The organism is Saccharicrinis aurantiacus, assembly GCF_947489045.1.
Taxonomy (GTDB): domain Bacteria; phylum Bacteroidota; class Bacteroidia; order Bacteroidales; family Marinilabiliaceae; genus Saccharicrinis; species Saccharicrinis aurantiacus.
The window spans coordinates 668429-688147 of record NZ_CANLCN010000001.1; the positions used below are offsets into that span (position 1 = coordinate 668429).

Sequence of the window (19719 nt, forward strand, 5' to 3'; positions counted from 1 at the left end):
AAAATTGGGGAGAACATGTTTGTGTTCTCCTAATGTTTTATTTTTTGTCGGTACTTATCATCCAATTAATTCCGAATTTGTCAGTACACATCCCAAAGTACGATTCCCAAAAAGTATCAGCCATTGGCATGCCTATTTTACCTTCAGTTGATAGTTGATTAAAAAAAGCATCGGCTTCTTCTTTTGAGTCTACGGATAAAGAAATAGCAAAGTTATCACCAACAGTTACCTCTGTTGACCATCCGCCGCCAACATCGCTACCCATTAAAACAGTTTCTTTACTAATAGATAATGAAACATGCATAATTTTATCTTTTTCATCATCGCTAATAACAACTCCATCCATCGGTGGCATTTCACCAAATGTACTAATCATTTCAAAATCTTTGTTAAACACGGTTTTGTAAAAAGTAAAAGCCTCGCGACAGTTGCCGTTAAAAGTTAGATAAACATTAATAGTTGCCATAGTATTTTATTTTTATCGATTCTAAATAAAGGTAAGGTACTTTTATTATAATCTCAATAGGAGAGATAATTTACCGTTTATGAAGATATCTTCTATGTCTTTATGGATTACTCAAAAGTCTTCTTGGTCTATAATTGGAGCTCAGTATATATGACTTTTATGAGATACAATAAACACTTATAAAAATTAAAGTTATGCGAAAAATTCAAATTGTATTAATAGTAGGTACATTGTTTTTAACTAGCTGTAATCTAAAGGAAAGCCAACAAACTAGCAATGATTCCATACGTCATTTTGCCGATGAGGTTGAGCATATTAGGTCAAGCATAAAGAGTGTAGAAGACATCAGTACTATGCTAAAGTTGTCGGGGGTTGATTATAAACCAGAGCTCCGTCACGATCCTAATCTTTGGGCTCAATATCAGGGCAGCGAAATGCAAATGGCTGCTAATATGGGTTTATACATTGTTGATGGACTATATGAAGCCGCATATAGTGAAAATAGAAATGGTTACTTAAGCTTTATGGCAGGTAAATCAATTGCTGAAAAGATTCATGCTGAAGATGCCTTTGAGGATATGGTAATTAATACCCTAAATCAAGGTGCAGCACCTTCGGATGAAGTTCTTGATAAATTAAAAGAGGTGGTTTTCAATTGTGAAGATGTATTGACAGAACAAGATGCCATGCGTGTTTTCAGTGCTATGTTAGCTGGAGCATACATTGAGAAGCAGTTTATCCTTTTTAACAGCATAACGGAACTGCCGGAGGAATTATCTCCTAACGAGAAGTTAGCCTTATCCTCAAGGTTGGTTATAGTGACAAAGGAGCAGTTAAAGCAGCTACCACATTTATTAAATTTAATTGATTTGTATAAAGTCACTAATGAAAATAATGCGATTTATAACGACTTTGTTGCGCTCAACGATATGTGTGAATCCTTAAACTTAAATGAGTTTACAGGGATGGACTCAGCAGATGCCTTTGTTAATGATAAAAGGATAAAGGAGATTAATGATAAAGTTATTAAGATGAGGGCCTTTGTAGTGGGAGCTTAATTCTTAAGATATAGAAAGAGCGACGTTCTAATACAGATCGTCGCTCTTTAATTGGAAATATATAGTACTTATTTAAGGTCTTTCTTCAATATTTATCCATGAGAAACTATCCATGTACCATTCTTGATGGCCTTCGAAGTTTCCGGCTTTCGGATTGATTCGCAGTTTTACCTTATCACTAACCAAATCACTAGTTATAACTACATCTTCTGTAATTTTAACCCAAGTGTCTCTTGGTACTATTGATTCGCTAACATCAATAAAAGTTAAGTTAGAGTTAGGGTTGGCTGTTTGTATCTGCAATTCATCCATACCAGAACCCTGCTTTATATATATCATGAATGATAAACGGTAGCTGCCAGCAGGCATTTTATCCATATCCAAGAATGTATAATCAATTCTACAGTTTCCTGAAGGGTAGGTGCCTTTTACACGCATAGAAGCTTCACCAATAACTTGACTAAATTCATCAGATTCAACTCGCTTAAAAATCCACGATTGACCATCAATATCAATGTTTGAGCCATTCATCCACCAACCCTGTGCAGAGGCTGACATTGCGTTCGCACTTGGGTTAAGTATTTCAAAACCTCCGAATTCAAGATCAATTCCTTCAAAGTAAAATGGTTTAACCTTAATATTGTCGAATTGGCTTAACATTCTATAATCAGTTGATTCAATTCCATTACCGGTATAGCTCACAGTAACCACATCTGAGTTATATATTCTTGAATCAAGTTCCAAATCAATTACGCTATTGTCTTTCTTGCTGACTTGAGCACTTTTTACTTCTATAAAATCATCAAATCCGCTTGCAGCATTGGTAACGTACACCTTAAATTCACCTTCTTCATTGCTAAATGGATTGAGTAGGCCATTTACTTTAAAGCTGATTGAACCATCTAAATTTTGTAAAATATCACCATCAATAATTAATGGTTTTGTGGATGGTACTACATTAACATGTAAAGGAATTTGTTTGCTTACGTTAGACCTTGGAATGTGCTCATCTCCTTCGCGCTCAGAGCGCATAGTTCCTAATAATTGAGGTAAAGCTCCTAACTTTAAATAGTTAATGATACATACAGAATCTGTGAGATTTTCATAGCTATTACCATTATGTATTCTCCATGTTCTGCCTTCTGGTCGGTCAATAGTGGTTAAATCAACAAATTTAAGCGACTCACCTGCTTCGATATCTAATACTGGCCAATTGATAGAATCAGTAGTTTCAGGATTATCACTAGCTAATACTTCTAACACTTCTTCCCAATCTGTAATATTACCTTCTTCGTTTAATATACTTTTATAAATTTTAAAAGCAGGTTCCATATCGCCATATACATCTACAAAGAATGTAGTATCAATAACCCAAATGCCATCTTTTTCAATGGCTGTTAAAGTATCATTACCATTAAATGTAACCTCTTCGCTAAAGGTATTAAACAACCTTACCTCCTGTAATCCAATGCTGTCGAATAAAACATGGATTACTTCATTTTCAGTTTTTAGCCCCATTTCAGGCAGAATAAAATCGTAAAGATTTGTGTCTTGGCGATCAAAATCATCCGACATAAAATAATTTCCTTCAGAAATATGCCATTCATGGCTCAAAGCACCTTGCGATAAATCCATAAAAGAGGCGAAGTCACCCTTGTCAACAATCGCATGGGTTGTTAACGTATTGGTCCAGGTAACATCTGAAAAATCACCGCCAATAGATTCGTCTTTACATGAAACAAATCCTATTGCAATTATTAGTGCCGTTATATATAATTTGATATTCATAACTTCCAATTTTCTTATTTCTTATTGAATATGTTAGGGTTATTCAATATTTCGCTTAAAGGAATAGGTAAATAATCGTGTACTTCGTTGATGTAGTTCTGTGAAGCAGCCTCGAAATCATCAATAATAATTGACCCATTACCCGGATCATAATCCACGATCAAGCTTCTCCAGTTATTTTTGTCCTTACCATCCAAGTCGGTAAACGTGAAAGTATCTACCCAATATTTACGCTTATATAAATCCTCAAAATTTTGTTTGGCAATACCCCAGCGGCGTAAGTCAATATTTCTGATAGAATGTCCCTCTGAAGATAACTCTAATGGTTTATCGATGTGCATTAATTGCTTCATTAACGATGTTTGATCATATTCTATGTTATTATAGTCGTGATTAGCGCCGTGTTTTGAACCTGATTCAGTGCCTAATAATTCTAAGCCCCAACGCACTCTAACATCATTCATTAAATCAAGTGCTTCTTGAATCTCATTTTTTTGAATATGACATTCAGCCATTAATAACACTACTTCAGCCAAGCGGTTTACGGTTACATTTTTTCCTGATCGGTTTTGACCTTCAGATAAATTTCGCTCACTATCAGTAATATCATGATTCGTATATTTTTTGTAATAAGCAAATTCGTAGTTTGAAAAAGTGGCTACCTGCGGTACATTACCTATTATGTAATATTTAGTATCAATATCATTAACCAAGGCTACCATTGAAGAGGCTCGTAATGGAACATTACGCATGCGCTGCGTGCCATCGTCATCATTTACCCAGTTACGTTGGTCTTGACTATCCATTTTTTCGTGGCTATACTCATAAGCTAACCATGCAGTTGGCAACCATTTACGTCCGCCACCAATTGTTCCACCAGGAGCAGAGCGGCCTAAACGATTGGTTAAACTAGCTTCGTCGAAGTGATTTAACTCAGGACGAAGACCTAAAGCATAAACAACTTCGAATATCGATTCTTTGTTTAATTCCCCAGCCGATGTAAATAATAAGTCCATATCATCAACTAATTCGTATGCATATTCTGGGTTGTTGATTACATCATCAAAATAAAACATTGCTGAATCGATGCTCTCAGTATTATTAATAGCAATACCATCTTTATACTCAACATCGTAAATATGACTCAGGCCAAGGATTGTTGCAGCCGCGCCTTTGGTTACCTTTCCCTTATTGCGAGCTAGGTTTGGATATTGACTATGTAGATTTTTATAGGCATAGTAAAGATCGTTTCTTACAAAATTTACCACCTCTTCGCGATCAGAAACTGGAATGTTGAAATCATCTAAACCATTTTCTAAAGATGGAACAAAATCGCGTATGATTACTTCGCCGTTGTTAAATGAAGTATAGGCGTAAAAGTGATATAGTGCCCTAAAGAATTTAGATTGACCCATTAATTCCGACCATCTATCTAAGTCGATATTCTCGTTGTTTTCTTTTAGATGCTCAAGGCCCTCAATTACTTGATTACTTCTGAATACGCCCTCATAAATGGCTTCCCATTTTTTAGATACAGATACCGTTCCGTTATTGTAGGTTTGATAGTACCATACAGCATTTGGATCAGTTGGACTTGGGCGATTAAACCCTGGGTATCCACAATCAGAACGTAAAGCCTCTTCTTCTATGTTCAGTATGTAATGGTTCAGCATTGTACCATATACTGTAACTAAGGTTGCTTCAGCTTCATCAAGTGTTTTATAATAATCTTCTTTGGGTTTAAAGTTGGGGTTGGTTTCCGTTAGATAATCACTGCAGGATGTTAAAGCGCACACTGCAAGAGTTATAAAAAGGTATTTTATATTATTGATCTTCATTTTTGCGTTGTTTTAGATTCGTTAAAAGTCAAGAACAATTCCCATGATATATTGCGCAGCTACCGGATAATTTCCCTTATCAAGTCCACGACTAGTAAGACCGTTACCGCCTACCTCAGGATCGAAGCCTGTGTAATTAGTGAAGGTTAATGGATTTTGAGCAGTTACATAAGCTCTAAATTTGCCCATACCCATCTTTTCGGCCAATGGCTTAGGGAAAGTGTAGCCAAGTGTAATAGCACGTAAACGTAAAAAAGAACCATCCTCTAACCACATATCTGTGTATCCGCGGTAGTTATCATGTGCTTTACTATCGCCTCTGTAAACAGGGAGAGGGGCATTAGGATTTGCGGCAGACCAAGTATGAACTTGATCGGCATGGCGTCCGTAACTATACGCTGCAGCTTTGCTACCATTCATTACGTCGTTACCAACAGATGCATACCATTGCATCATAAAGTCGAAGCCTTTGTATTCAAGATTGGTATTGAAGCCAATTTCAAAATCAGGAAGACCACTTCCCATATATTCACGATCATCGGCAGTAATTTCTCCATCACCATTGGTGTCAACATATCTTAAGTCACCCATTTGTGCACTAGGTACTAACTGGCGATATTGTTGCAGTTCGTCTTCAGTTCTGATAACGCCATCGGTTTTATGTAAGAAAAAAGCTCCTGCTTCATAACCTTCAGCTAATACTGTAATTTTCGAATTTGTATCACCACTTATTAATCCACTGTCAGTAGAGTAAATTGGACCTGATCCGGTCATATTAGTAATCACATTGGTGTTCTTGGTAAAAGTTGTACTAACGCCCCAATTTACTTTTCCGGTTTGAGTTCTCCATCCTGCGGCAAACTCAAACCCTTGGTTTACCATATCTCCAACATTTAAAGTAACCCTGCTTTCAGCTCCTGTTCCAACACCAGCAGACGAGGGTAATTGAACTGGAAATAACATATCATTTTTACGTGTGTCGTAATAATCGGCAGAAAAGGTTAAACGGTTTTTGAATAAACCTAAGTCTATACCAACGTTGGCTTGTATTGAAGTTTCCCATTTAACCAATTCGTTTGCATATTGGGTTTGGGCTGCACCATTTGCCAATAACTCCATACCATATTCTCCGAAAGGATAGAAAATACCTTGCGTGATGTTGTTATAAAAACTATACGAAGCAAAATTTTGATTTCCGGTAGTACCGTAACTAGCTCTAAACTTAAAATTGTTCGCTACGTCAGCAAGTGGCTGCCAGAAAGCTTCGTCAGAAATATTCCAAGCTGCCGAAACAGAAGGGAACATACCCCATCTGTATTCTTCCGCAAAGCGTGATGATCCATCGTATCTAACACTTGCACTTATTAAATAGCGGCTTTTATAATCGTACTGTGCACGTGCTATTGTACCCACTAACTTATCCGCCTTATCGCGCCCGTTAGAGTATATGTAAGGGTTAAGAATAGCACCATCAATTACTTTTATATCGTTATCAACTACGCCTCTTTTTCCACCATAGAAGCTTTCAAAAGTATAAGCCTCTAAACTCATGGCTCCTGTAGCTGTAAATTTATGATCTTTAATCTTTTTTGTGTAGTTAACACTACCATCCCAACTTACTGCAGTATTTCTACTACTAGTCATCTCAACATAACTATCAAGCGGGTTATTAATTTGCGTTCCATCGTTATTCACAATTTTAAATTGAGGAGAAAAACGGTGTCTTCTGTCGTTACGCACATTGGCTCCAAAATTGGTGGTGAAACTTAATTCTTTGCTTGCCTGATACGTGGCACTTACGTTACCAAAAAGTTTATCTCGGGTGTTGTTGTCTTCTGTTTGAAGTGCTCTTAAGGCAGAATTTAAAGCTGTTGCTTGAGGTCCACCGGCAACACCATCGGTTTCAAAAACATCACCACCATCACTTGGTAAATATTGGTACGGCATCATTCTTATGTTTTGAGTAAGGATGTTACCTGCGGCTTTGTCATTTTCTTCAACAGTGAAACCAACGCCTGCTTTAACACGCCATTTACCTTTTTTATACATGGTATTGGCACGTGCGTTATACCTTTCAAAAGCTGAGTTGGTTACAATACCATCCTGGTTATAATACCCAAACACCACATTGTACGATAAATCTTTACTACCCCCAGTAATGTTGATGTTATAATTTTGAACAGCAGCATTATCGTTGTGCACCAAAGGAGATAAGCTATTATCATTAACGTAATTGTATTTATTACGGTTGATTAAGATATTTCCTTCATCATCGTTATTCCCATTAACATTTCGTTCAAAAAGAATATCAAAGTAGGTTTGCTCTTGCGCATTCATTAAGGGTGTACCCGATGTAATTTTTTGGATACCATAACTTGCATCCGCTTTAATTTTAATCTGTCCACTTTCTCCTTGTTTGGTGGTGATAAGAATAACTCCTGCAGAACCTCTAGTACCATAAATAGCACACGATGCAGCATCCTTAAGTATGTCGATAGTTTCAATTTCGTTGTTACTTAGTCTAGGGTCACCGTCTTGTGGAATACCATCCACAACGTATAAAGGTAAATTTGATCCAGTAACGGATGAAATACCCCTAATTTGAATATTAGAAGATGCTCCTGGAGCACCAGAACTTGCAGTGACATTAACTCCTGCAATTTGCCCTTGTAGCGCTGTTCCTAAATCGGAGGTTACAATTTTCTGAATATCTTCACCCTTAACATGAGCTACCGAACCGGTTAACTCTTTCTTTTTAACAGATCCGTATCCAATAGCTACTACCTCGCCTAAGTCGATAGTTTCAGGGGCTAATGATACATTAAGTGTTTTATCTTTAACTTTCTTTTCGCTTGTTTGGAGCCCTATAAATGAAAAGACTAAAATATCACCTTCGTTTGCTTTAATACTATACTTACCGTTAAAGTCAGTAATAGTGCCCGTAGATGTTCCCTTAATCATAACACTTACCCCGGGAACAGGTAAGTTATCTTCATGCGAAATAATAACACCAGTAACGGCAATATTATTTGATTGAGCTTGCGATTCAATGCAAACAGCAAGCAATAAAACCCAAAGTAGATATCCCTTGCGTTTTAAAATCTCATGTAGTTGTTTCATTCTCGTTTGTATGTTGTAGTTAGTAGTGTGTTTTTTTTCACAAACTAGAGAATGATGTAAGTTTTGTTCCTTATTATGTTATAAAATTTAATTAATAGTTTATCACAAGTCAGTGTAATTTTGCATAGGAGCGTTTTTATACGAAGAGAGGTTAATGGTGTTTGGTTTATAGGTGTTAAAATACGAATGCAAATATTTAACAATTTAAACTAATAATGTTCTTATAAGTTTAATTAATGTGCTTTTGGGTTATAATACTATTTAAAGCTTGTTGTGTAAATGTTTAATATCTTCGTTTAGTGTGTGTTGTGTGGGTGTGAGTTTTGATTTTAATTTTTAACACTTATCTAAGATAATTGAATTTTATATGTGATTTTAAAGAAAAGAACCACCATAGAAGGCACGATTCCCTTGGTTATATTTCTAATTTTGGTTAAAAACCATAAAGAAAGGTATAATGGGTAGATGGTTTTTGAAAAATTGAACTATTATTGAGAATATTGTAAAAAAAACAAAATATATCGAATGTCAAAAAATGTAGCATTAGTTCTTTCAAGTGGAGGAGCACGAGGAATTTCTCATATTGGGGTTATTGAAAAGATTATAGAATTGGGTTATAATATAACTTCAATATCGGGTACCTCAATTGGTGCGTTAATCGGTGGACTTTATGTAGCCGGACATATGGATGATTATAAAAAATGGGTTTGCTCATTGGGGAAAGGGGATGTTTTTTCTTTAATGGATTTTCAGTTAAAATCAGAAGGGATTATTAAAGGTAATAAAGTATTCAATCACATGGAGCAGTGGTTGAATAAGTACAATATTGAAGATCTGGATATTCCTTTTTCTGCTGTTGCCAGTGATATATTAAATAGAGAAGAAATTGTATTTACCTCAGGCAATCTATCTGATGCCATAAGAGCCTCAGTTGCAGTGCCTGGATTTTTAGCACCATTTAAGCGTAATGATCAATGGTTATTTGATGGGGGCGTAATAAATCCAATTCCTCTTAATAGGGTAGAAAGGAGAGAGGGAGATATTTTAGTTGCCGTAGATTTGAATGCTTTTGTTCCCAATAGAACCGATTTAGTTGAAAAAGAGGATGAAAATCCAAGCTTATTTCAATCGCCAAGACTTACAGAAATGATGAATTGGTTCAATCAGCGTATAAGAGGGGGAAAGGATGGTGAAAAGCTTGATATATCCTATGTAAACTTAATGACACAAATGTTTGATATGATGCAAGAACAAATTTCTAAAACCAGTATTGCAGCTATTAAGCCAGATGTATTAATAAAAATACCGCGAGATATTTGCAGTACTTTTGAGTTTCATAAATCTAAAGAAATGATAAAATTAGGTTATGAAACCGCAACAGAAGCTTTTAGCAAGATTGATGATTAATACCTTTTGCCTGTTCTTGCTCAATGTCAAAATCAAGTACTGAATTGTAAATTTTTCGATGAACATTCTCCTTTAGTGTTTCTGGATCGCTATTTTTTTCAGGTTCCATAACACAGAGTTTTACTAAGGTTTCTTTTTTGCCCATCTGTTTAAAAAAGTGTTTAATAAACAATTCATCACCAATCCAAGCATCAGCTTTATCCGGGTACCATAGAGCAATAGGAGTTATAGGTGTATTTAGTTTGGCAGCTATATGAAAACTTCCATTTTTAAATTTCCCGGGTATATGGCTATCGTTAATTTTTCCTTCAGGAAACAGAATTACGTTTTTGCCATTATCAAGGCGCTCTTTAATCTGACGCATGGTTTGAACCATTGAATGCAGATGACCACGCTTTACTAATATTATATCTCCTAACTCAATGGCATGCTTAATACCAGGCCATTGTCCAATCTCATGCTTGGCAACAATTGATGACGGATATATGGATAAGAGAATAAAAATATCAAGATAACTGCGATGGTTACTCATAATTAAACCTTCGGGTTTACCACTGCCTTTAATAGAAGCCGTTACTTTTACATTAAGTGTCTTAATGCATGCGCGACTCCATTTTTTAGCAACAGACTGCCTTACTTGGTCTTTATCATAGGCAAGTTTATATTGGATAATGCCAATAACAACATAGTATAATGTGATTGCGCATATTGCTAAAAAGCGAAATAGAGCTCTAATAAAAATCATTGTAGTATGTAATATTTAATGCTCTTTTATCAATTATTATACCATTAATTAATAATTTCTTTACAAATAGAAACGAGGATGTTCGTTTTTGAAAGCCATAAAAAAAATCTATTGCCTTAAGCCAAAAAGAGATATTGAAAATATCATAGGCAAGCTTTGTTTAAGTTATTAGTGATAAATGATAAGTTATAAATGAGAATCAAGGTTTAAAAGTTATAAGTGTTAAGTTATAAATGATAAATGCTTTGCAGCTTGCTTGTGTTTAAGTACCACGTTATTGCGTCATCGGGAGGCACGCGGCGATCCCAAGGCAAGCTTTTTTTAAGTTATTAGTGATAAATGATAAGTTATAAATGAGAATCAAGGTTTGAATAGCCATTATTTAGAGCCACTGCTACGTATTGCTGCCTCACGTGTCCTCACGTGTGGTAATCTATTAAGGTCGCCTTGAGATTCCTTCGTACCACGGAATGACGAGGCGCACAGCTTGTGAATCTTAGAAATACCTTATTGCATCATCGCGAGGCACGCGGCGATCTCAAGGCAAGCAGTAAAACATCATGGTAATACTACATTGCTGCTGCACGAGTGAGAGCTAATGATTTAAATAAAAAAAACACAACAAAAGTTTGCTTATGTGCCATAGAGGTTATATTTTCAACATGATTTTAATCATAGATAACCCCCCGGTAGGTTCGCCTTCCGGTAAATTGAAAAGTGTTGGGAGATGATGGCCGGAGGGCTCTAATTTTATAAACTAATATTTTTTATTATGCCGTTACGATACGGAGTAATTGCAAATCATCTGACAGCAGATCCTGATGATTTAATGGGCGTTGTTACCGACAACGACACCATTACCACAGAAAAAATAGTAGAAATGATGGCTGGCAAAGGCTCAACAGTAACTAAGGCCGAGGCTTTATCTGTTATTGAAGAGTACGAGTATGCTATAGTTAATGCTATTAAGCAGGGTAATAATGTAAATACCGAATTGTTTAAAATATACCCTAGCATTAGTGGTGTATTTATTAACGATGAGGATACTTTTACTGCTAGCAGACATGCTGTTAAACTTAACCTTAATGCAGGACCGCGCTTGGCAAGTGCCGTAAGCGATATTGAACTTCGTAAGGTTGAAGTGAAGGGCAGTATGCCTGTAATTCAAAAAATTACTAATGTGAAAACAGGTGCCGTTAACGAAGATTTTACTTCGGGGCAACTATTATCCATAATGGGTAGTCACATTAAGTTTGACGAAGAAGATGCCGAGCAAGGCGTGTTTTTTATTGCTGCCGATAAAAGCGAAACCAGAGCCAGTAATGTGTTTAAAAACAAACCATCGGAATTATTGGTATTTGCCCCTGAAGGCTTAAGTGGTGTATTTACCATTGAAGTGAGGCTTAAAGCTAGAAGAAGTAGTACTTTAAGAGTAGGTCGCTCAAATTTTGACATGACTGCTACCAATTAGAACGGTAATGGTTTTGATGCTATAAGCATTCATTTTATAATCCTCAGGCTAATGAGTCTGGGGATTTTTTATTGCACACTAAATGTGGATAATTAAGTCCACACCACCGGGACAAGTAAGTCCCGGTCATCGGGATAAGTAAGTCCCGGTCATCGGGATAAGTAAGTCCCGGTTATCGGGATAAGTAAGTCCCGGTTATCGGGACAAGTAAGTCCCGGTTATCGGGATAGGTAAGTCCCGGTTATCGGGATATAGACGCGAAGCATCGCGTCTGTTCGGTTTGTGTTAAATAATTCTGCCATCGCATGGCTTATTTGCCAATACAAAAGTTCTTAAAGATGTTACCCAGTACCTCGTCAGTTTGTATCTCACCACCAGTAATCTCGGCCAAGTGGCTCAATACCTCTCTAATATCCTGAGCTAAAAAGTCGCCTGATATGCCAGATTGTAAACCATCCGCAACGCGAGAAATTGACTCATGCGAACGCTGTAAAGCTTCATAATGGCGAGCGTTAGTCACAATCACTTCGTCGTTATCTACCGCCTTAAGATTAATTGTTTTAATTAGCTCTTCCGATAAAGCTTCAATGCCCGTTTGCTGCTTGGCCGATAAGGTAACAATGGCATCCGTACCCGATAATTCTTGGTAGGCCGATTTATTGTAGCGTTCTTTAATCTCTTCCTCCGAAAGTAAATCCACCTTATTAATAGCTACAATTAACTTCTGATCTTCATTCATTTTAGCCTTTACATCCGCAATGGCCTCGTGTATCTTTTCTGTAGGATCGTTAATATCCAGCATTAAAATAACTATGGTAGCACTCTCAATTTTACTAAAAGTACGATCAATACCAATGGTTTCAATCTCGTCTGTAGTTTTACGTATACCAGCCGTATCAATAAACCTAAAAGTAATACCTTGTATATTAATAGTATCCTCAATTACATCACGTGTAGTACCGTGAATATCCGAAACAATGGCTCTATCCTCTTGTAAAATGGTATTGAGTAGGGTAGACTTACCCGCGTTGGTATGCCCAACAATAGCAACCGGAATACCGTTTTTAATGGCATTACCCAATTGAAACGAATTGATCAGTTTGGATAATAAGGTTTCAATTTCGTTTACCAAGCCAACCAGTTGTTGTCTGTCGGCAAACTCCACATCTTCCTCGCTAAAATCAAGTTCTAGTTCTACTAGCGATATAAAATTTAGTAGGCGTTCGCGCAGGTGCGTTAACTCTTGCGAAAAACCACCCTTCATCTGTTGCATGGCCACTCTGCGTGCCGCTTCGCTTCGGCTGGCTATTAAATCGGCCACAGCCTCCGCTTGCGATAAATCCATTTTGCCATTTAAAAAGGCACGTTGGGTAAACTCGCCTGGTGCGGCTAGTTTGGCACCATTTTTTATAAATAATTCTAATACCTTTTGTTGTATATATGGAGCACCATGGCATGCTACCTCGGCCGTATCTTCGCCAGTAAATGAGTGCGGACCTTTAAACACTGTGATTAAAACCTCGTCTAATTCGGTTTCGTCATCAACTAACGATCCAAAATGAACAGTGTTAGCAGCCTGATCAATTAATCTTTTACCTTTTTTGATTGATTTAAAAACGCTATCGCAAATAGCAATACTCTGCTTTCCTGTTAAGCGAATAACAGCAATAGCACCCATTCCTTGTGCTGTAGAAACAGCAACCACAGTATCTTCAAGATTAATCATAACAAAAAAATTTGCTGCAAAAGTAGTAAATAATTGTAAGGGAGTTTCATTAATAAAAAGGATACATTCTTCTAATCATCTATTATGTTATTTCACAGTAGCTTATGTTGCGCAAATTGCAATAAGTTCAACTAGCCCGTTTTAGGGGTTATACAAACTATAAATTATGGTATAACATTTGTTACATCAAGTTCGAATTAGATAACATAATGATTAGATTTTATATTTACTAATTACATATACACTTAACATGATTAAAAAATTTTTAGGAGTACTAGCATTATTTGTAGTGGTACTAAACGCGCAAGCAAGTGATAATAATATCGGACTCCGCATGGGTTATCAAAACAGTGTAATGTCTGTTGATGGCAACAAGCTAGGAAGCTCTGGTAATTCATTCTACGTAAATGCTTACAAGGATACTAAATTATTACCATTCCTATTTTTTCACTCAGGTTTGCAGTATTCGCAAAGCGAAGCAAGCATTGAAAATCAAGACTACAAAATAAACTATTTAGGGGCGCCATTAGCCATTAAAGCAAAGGTAGGTCCTTTATATGCCTTAGGTGGAGCGGCTTTTAATGTAAAGTTAAACGAGAAAAACAATCCATTTGATAGTTCATCAAGTTGGTACGATACTAACGCCTTTGTAGGTGGTGGATTTAAAGTGCTTTTCATGACTATTGATGCACGTTATCACTGGGGTTTAACTGAAATCAACAACGGAATTAAAAACAACAGTTTCCAAATAGGTTTAGGTTTGCGATTTTAATTATACCAAATACATCATTTAATGATGTTTTTGCTATTAGCACCTTATTGATTTTCCAAATAACAATAGCGGTTGGGTTTTATGCTCAGCCGTTTTTTTTGCTTCAATAATTAGGGGCTTCCCTGCGGGGCGGGCTATACACTATATCTTTGTTTCGCCATAATGGGCTCACAAAGGATGCCGTTTCTATCCCTAAGCCAATCTGCATAAACAATCCGGCAACTAGCTTTTATAGCAATACTACATTAAAATGAGCCTTATTCTTTCGTCCTTTTTAACTTATCCATCGTAAAAAAAAACATCGCCATAGCTAAGGCTATGCCTCAATTTTCGCCCTGCCTAACGGAAAGGCAGATTTGTTTAAGCTAAAAATACACAAAACAATTTAAGGCTCACTTTAAAATAGAATTGCTATTAGATCAATGTTGTCCTAATTAAACTTTCACTCAAGCCGTGAAGGCTTCTACTTTTTTCTACAGTCAAAAAAGTAGACAAAAAGACCGTCGACTGCACCCATTTCACTCAAAAAACTAGGTTTCATGACTGAAATTGTTTTAAACTCGTACTTTTTCGTGCCTCAAAGCACTCAAACAGAAAACAATTTTTAACCGTCATTTCAATCCAGTTTTTTGGTTCACTGGCTGAGGTCGATACTAAACAAGGCGTGCAGCACATTATATAAAAACGTTTAGGACGAGATTGGTATTAGATGAAGTAAAAATTGCATAAAAAAAGCGAGTGAATAATAAAATCCACTCGCTCCGTATTTTGTTTGTATATCGTTTAAATTACAACAATAGCATTTGTAGGTAACCAACCATCACTACCATCGCTAATTTCAATTCTATTCCATTCGCCAATGGTTTCAAGTACCTTTACTTTGGTTCCTTCATGCAGTACAAATAATTCAGTTCCCTGAGCCGAAGGTGAGCTTTTAACAGTAGCTGAAGGTGAAAATACAATGGCAGTATTTCTGTGTGTTAAAGTACGTTTTTGAGCACCACTAAAGTTAAATGTGGCAAAACAGACTACCAATAAAACAATACCCCCATAAAACGATATTTGCTTCACGATGCTTTTCTTCGATAAGAAAAATAGCGCAGCTAAAAATATGGCAACTATAAAGCAACATACCGAAATAATTGCCCATGTATCCGATTTAGATGAATCGCGGAACGATTTAAACCAGGATACCAAAAAGAACTCACCCACAGTTTCGATCTTATCTGTAATCTGCGTAGCAGCTAAATCGCGGTTGTAAATAATATCCTTATCATGTGGTTTGAGCAATAAAGCGCGCTCGTAGTTTAATATCGACTCGGGTAATTTGCCAATTTTGTAATAGGCATTAGCCATGTTAAAGTACAACTCTGCACTTTCAATATTAGTTTCTAATATACTTTTGTAGCTTTCAATAGCCTCTTCAAACTGACCTTGGCTGTATAAATCATTTCCTTGTTCAAAGCGAGTGTCCTCAGCCCAAAGCGGCAAAAACATCCACGAACATATTATATATATAAGTAACTTTTTCATCTATTTATAATTTGTCAAAACCTATATAACCAATGCAAATTACCAGTATGCTTCTAGAGTGCCTAATAATTTGCTCTGGCCATGCCAGCTTCATGTTTACCTCTTTTTACTTTTTAACCTGATCATCAATATTACTAATGGTAGAAATGGCTTTTTTATACAGTTTGTCCATTTCCTGACTTTCTCCTGCTGAAGGAGAAAAACGTGCAAATTCGCAAGTATCTAGCACTTCAGTTAATTCTCCAATGGTTTCAGTTTTTACACCTTTTTCTGATAGGAGAGTGGCTGCCTTATCCTTGCTTAGTTCACTAACCGGTAAAAATAACTTATCGCTTAAGTAGGCATAATTTGCTTTTAATATCTCATCATAGAAAGCCTCATTATTGCCTTCTTTCAAATATGCCGAAGCTTTTTTAAGTCTTTTGGTAGCCATTTTGTTGGCTTGCTTATTTTTCACTAGGTGAACATTCGCATTTTCGTGCATTCTTTTTCTGTTCAGCAGTAAAGCAATTATCAGCAATAAAATAGGAATGATATAACCTAAGATAAATGGCGTTGATCCGAATATAAAAGTTCCAACAGGCTTCAATACTGTTTTTCCTGTTTTTATATATCTAATGTCTTTTCCAACAAATTTTACATCTTCTCTATTAACACTTCCTGGTACGTAGCCACCGTTGTTATTATTGCTTCCGTTACTTTCTCCTTTTTCTACCTCAATTACTATTGGTTTCGAGGTAATGGTTTTGTAACTCTTAGCTGAAGGGTCGAAATAAGTAAACTCAATAGGATCTATCGTAAACGTACCACCAAAGCGTGGAATAATGAGGTATTCATAGGTTTTACTACCTTTCATACCCGAAACGGTATTCTTAAGATTATTGCTTACCGTTGCATCAAAGCTATCAAAGTCGGTTGGTACCTTTAATTTCGGTGCCGACATTAATTTATGATTCCCTGTTCCACTTACTTCAACTTTAATGGTAATACCATCATCTACCTTTACTTGGTTTTGAGAGGTAGTAACCTTCATGTTAAATTTACCTACTGTGCCATTAAAATTAGCCGGCTTGCCCGAAGGGTAAGGCTTTACATTAACTTTAATAGGTTTTGACTTAACACGTTTTTTAATAGTTCGGTAGCTTTCATTAAAGAAATCATCAAAGATGCTGGTTGATCTTCGGTTCACTCTTTGCTTAATCAGGAATTCAATCTCCATAGGGTCAATTACTTGCTCCCCGGTTCGTTGTGCATAAAGAACTTTTTGTTCTAATACACCAACATTATATTGTTTGTTGTTAATGGTTTCGTAGTTCCACTCAATATTTCCGCTCTTTTCAATATCCTGAACAATAAAATTCCTGAAATCAGGATGCTTTATATCTGATATGTTATCAAGATTAATACGTGTGTAAATCTTAGTAGTTAATACCAAAGGTTCGCCTTGGTAAATGCTCGATTTATTATAGGCAACACGTATAAATAAGTCATCTTTAGAGAATCCGTTGCTCGATTGTCCGCCATTTTGCTGCTCTTGTTTCTGTCTGGCACCTTCATCCTTTACTACTTCTATAGTAACTGCATTACTGGTATACTTTTTACCATCAACCGTAATTTTTGCTGGCTGAATAGTGTATTTACCAGGTTTGGTACCTTTTAGTATGTAGGTATATGTATACTGTTTACTTCGGGTAACCTTACCGTTCATTATTTGTGTGCTCGAGCTAGATGTAACACTAGGACCCATTAACACATTAAAATCATTTAATGGGGCAAGCATTAGGTCGCTACCTTCTTCATTAAGAGAGTATACTAGTTGGAATTTTTCTCCAACCAGTACAGCATTTCTGGCTTGCGCCGAAAATTCTACCTGAGCTATGGCAGAACTTGCACATATTAGAAACGTAAGTATGGTAAATAAGGTATTCTTCATTTTAGTTTTACTATTTGAGCGCAAAATTAGTACAATTAGTGACTTGTAATAACATTATTGGTATGACCCTACCAATTTTTCTCAATATTTACAGGAGCTGAATCTTCAATTTTCTGCATTTCTTCTTGTAACTGCTGTTCATCTTGATTTAATGATTCCAGTATACGCTGTGCATCTTCTTCTGAAATTTGATTTTCTTGTTGCTGCTGTTGTTGATCTTGGTTTTGCTGCTGATCTTGTTGATCCTGCTGATCTTGCTGGTCTTGCTCCTGATCTTGTTGATCTTGGTTTTGATCCTGATTCTGCTGGTCTTGTTGATCCTGCTGATCTTCTTGATCTTCATTTTCATCCTGATTCTCATCTTCGTTTTCCTGATCTTGCTTCATTTTCATGGCTGCAATCAGATTATAACGAGTTTCATTATCGGCAGGATTATTTCGTAGAGCCGTTTTGTACGATTCAATGGCATTGTCCAGGTCAGGCTGTTGTTGAGCCATATATGAATTGCCAATGTTGTGATGCAGCGCACCCTTTTGTTCTTTATTTAGTTTTTCAGTGTCGATACTTTGAAATTGCTTCAGTGCATCTTCATATTTCTTTTGCTGAAAATAAGAATCTCCCAAGTTGAACTCTGCTTCGAAAGAGCGTTCACCTTCTTCGAGTTTATCAAGTGCTTTTTTATACTCTATTTCCGATTCAATATAGTTTGAATCGTTATAGAAAGAAGTTCCGTTTCGTATGAATTTACGTTCCTTCTGAGCAGATAGAGTAGTACCTATGCCAATAAATAATACCGCAATTAATAGATATTTCATTATTTGTCCTCCTCCTCTTTAAATAGGTTTACGTTTTTCATGTATTTATTCTTTCTTTCTAATACCACAAATTCAATTAATATAAGAATCAGTGCAATTAGCGCCATGTATTGAAATTGGTGATCGAAATCAGTATAAATTTTCGATTCCATCTCACTTTTTTCTAGTTTAGATAGGTGACCAACTAAATCATTCATTCCCTTGCGAATGTTGTTGGCAGAGATAAATTCAGCTTCTCCGGCAGTAGCAATGTCAATAAGCATTTGCTCATCTAGTTTCGAAATTACCACATTACCATCTCTATCTTTCATAAAGTCGTTGCCGCCTTTACCCGTTGGTATAGGAGCGCCCTTTGGCAATCCCATTCCTACCGTGTATACTTTTATTCCTTTAGCAACGGCAGCCTTGGCAGCGCCTATAGCATCATCTTCGTGGTTTTCACCATCTGTAATTACTATAATAGCTCTATTAATATCTTCTTGAGCACTGAAGGAGTTAGTTGCCAAATTAATAGCAGAACCAATTGAGGTACCTTGTGCTTTTATAATATCAGTATTAATAGATGAGATAAACATCTTTGCAGAAGCATAATCGCTGGTTATAGGTAGCTGTGTATAGGCTTTACCGGCAAATACAACTAACCCAACCTTATCGTTACTAAACTTATCAACCATTTGGTATATGGCACGTTTAGCTCTATCTAGTCTGCTTGGTTTAATGTCTTGTGCATTCATACTATTGGATACATCAAGCGCAATTATAACCTCAATTCCATTGCGTTTAACGGTTTCGGTTTTAGTGCCAAACTGAGGATTAGCAATGGTAAATATTAATGCAGTTAGCACTAATAACATTACATAAAACTTAATGATTGGTCTGAATTTAGATACGCTTGGCATCAGTGTTTTTAGTAGCTCTGGGTTACCAAAACGTTTGAGGGCACTTTTTCGGCGTTGGCTAATCACTAAATTAATGAATGCCAATGCAGGAATTAGAACCAATAAATATAAATAGTCTGGATGTTCAAATCTAAACATAATTCGTCTT

Annotated in this window: 14 protein-coding genes; 4 read left to right on the forward strand and 10 right to left on the reverse strand. The window is 36.3% G+C overall.

Annotation, left to right across the window (positions count from 1 at the left end):
- Positions 1 to 37 precede the first annotated feature (37 nt).
- Entirely contained in the window at positions 38 to 466 is a 429-nt protein-coding gene (locus QMO11_RS02410; RefSeq protein ID WP_282035872.1) for a VOC family protein, read from the reverse strand.
- 194 nt (positions 467 to 660) lie between these two features.
- Between QMO11_RS02410 and QMO11_RS02415 the strand changes: the two genes are divergently transcribed.
- On the forward strand, positions 661 to 1524 hold the full coding sequence (locus QMO11_RS02415) for a hypothetical protein (RefSeq protein ID WP_282035873.1): 864 nt from the start codon (positions 661 to 663) through the stop codon (positions 1522 to 1524).
- A gap of 72 nt (positions 1525 to 1596) precedes the next feature.
- Here the strand turns inward: QMO11_RS02415 and QMO11_RS02420 are convergent, their stop codons facing one another.
- Genes QMO11_RS02420 through QMO11_RS02430 form a run of 3 tightly spaced genes read right to left on the reverse strand, consistent with a single transcriptional unit; the run spans position 1597 to position 8270 of the window.
- Positions 1597 to 3312 (reverse strand): hypothetical protein, encoded by a 1716-nt coding sequence (locus tag QMO11_RS02420; RefSeq protein WP_282035874.1) that lies wholly within the window; start codon positions 3310 to 3312, stop codon positions 1597 to 1599.
- A gap of 14 nt (positions 3313 to 3326) precedes the next feature.
- Positions 3327 to 5150 (reverse strand): RagB/SusD family nutrient uptake outer membrane protein, encoded by a 1824-nt coding sequence (locus tag QMO11_RS02425; RefSeq protein ID WP_282035875.1) that lies wholly within the window; start codon positions 5148 to 5150, stop codon positions 3327 to 3329.
- A gap of 21 nt (positions 5151 to 5171) precedes the next feature.
- Positions 5172 to 8270: a SusC/RagA family TonB-linked outer membrane protein gene (locus QMO11_RS02430; RefSeq protein WP_282035876.1), complete on the reverse strand. Its 3099-nt coding sequence runs from the start codon at positions 8268 to 8270 to the stop codon at positions 5172 to 5174.
- A gap of 525 nt (positions 8271 to 8795) precedes the next feature.
- On the opposite strand from QMO11_RS02430, the gene QMO11_RS02435 reads away from it, so the two are divergent.
- Entirely contained in the window at positions 8796 to 9677 is an 882-nt protein-coding gene (locus QMO11_RS02435) for a patatin-like phospholipase family protein (RefSeq protein ID WP_282035877.1), read from the forward strand.
- On the opposite strand, the gene QMO11_RS02440 is transcribed toward QMO11_RS02435, so the two are convergent.
- Complete coding sequence (locus QMO11_RS02440) at positions 9658 to 10422, reverse strand: lysophospholipid acyltransferase family protein (RefSeq protein ID WP_282035878.1); 765 nt, start codon at positions 10420 to 10422, stop codon at positions 9658 to 9660. The genes QMO11_RS02435 and QMO11_RS02440 overlap by 20 nt on opposite strands.
- Before the next feature lie 772 nt (positions 10423 to 11194).
- On the opposite strand from QMO11_RS02440, the gene QMO11_RS02445 reads away from it, so the two are divergent.
- Positions 11195 to 11893 carry a DNA-binding domain-containing protein gene (locus QMO11_RS02445; protein ID WP_282035879.1) on the forward strand — a complete coding sequence of 233 codons (699 nt, stop codon included), beginning with the start codon at positions 11195 to 11197 and terminating at the stop codon, positions 11891 to 11893.
- A 310-nt stretch (positions 11894 to 12203) separates the two neighbouring features.
- Here QMO11_RS02445 and mnmE read toward each other — a convergent pair whose 3' ends face one another.
- Complete coding sequence (gene mnmE / locus QMO11_RS02450; protein ID WP_282035880.1) at positions 12204 to 13619, reverse strand: tRNA uridine-5-carboxymethylaminomethyl(34) synthesis GTPase MnmE; 1416 nt, start codon at positions 13617 to 13619, stop codon at positions 12204 to 12206.
- Between the two features lie 250 nt (positions 13620 to 13869).
- On the opposite strand from mnmE, the gene QMO11_RS02455 reads away from it, so the two are divergent.
- Positions 13870 to 14391 (forward strand): outer membrane beta-barrel protein, encoded by a 522-nt coding sequence (locus QMO11_RS02455; RefSeq protein WP_068473452.1) that lies wholly within the window; start codon positions 13870 to 13872, stop codon positions 14389 to 14391.
- 783 nt (positions 14392 to 15174) lie between these two features.
- Here the strand turns inward: QMO11_RS02455 and QMO11_RS02460 are convergent.
- The 4 genes from QMO11_RS02460 to QMO11_RS02475 all read right to left on the reverse strand — a co-directional run bounded on the left by QMO11_RS02460 (position 15175) and on the right by QMO11_RS02475 (position 19709).
- On the reverse strand, positions 15175 to 15924 hold the full coding sequence (locus tag QMO11_RS02460; protein ID WP_068473455.1) for a tetratricopeptide repeat protein: 750 nt from the start codon (positions 15922 to 15924) through the stop codon (positions 15175 to 15177).
- Between the two features lie 106 nt (positions 15925 to 16030).
- Complete coding sequence (locus QMO11_RS02465; RefSeq protein WP_282035881.1) at positions 16031 to 17857, reverse strand: BatD family protein; 1827 nt, start codon at positions 17855 to 17857, stop codon at positions 16031 to 16033.
- A gap of 68 nt (positions 17858 to 17925) precedes the next feature.
- Positions 17926 to 18672 carry a tetratricopeptide repeat protein gene (locus QMO11_RS02470; RefSeq protein WP_282035882.1) on the reverse strand — a complete coding sequence of 249 codons (747 nt, stop codon included), beginning with the start codon at positions 18670 to 18672 and terminating at the stop codon, positions 17926 to 17928.
- A complete protein-coding gene (locus QMO11_RS02475) occupies positions 18672 to 19709 on the reverse strand; it encodes a vWA domain-containing protein (RefSeq protein ID WP_068473463.1) in 1038 nt (345 codons plus the stop codon). The genes QMO11_RS02470 and QMO11_RS02475 overlap by 1 nt, the downstream gene beginning before the upstream one ends.
- Between the last annotated feature and the right edge of the window lie 10 nt (positions 19710 to 19719).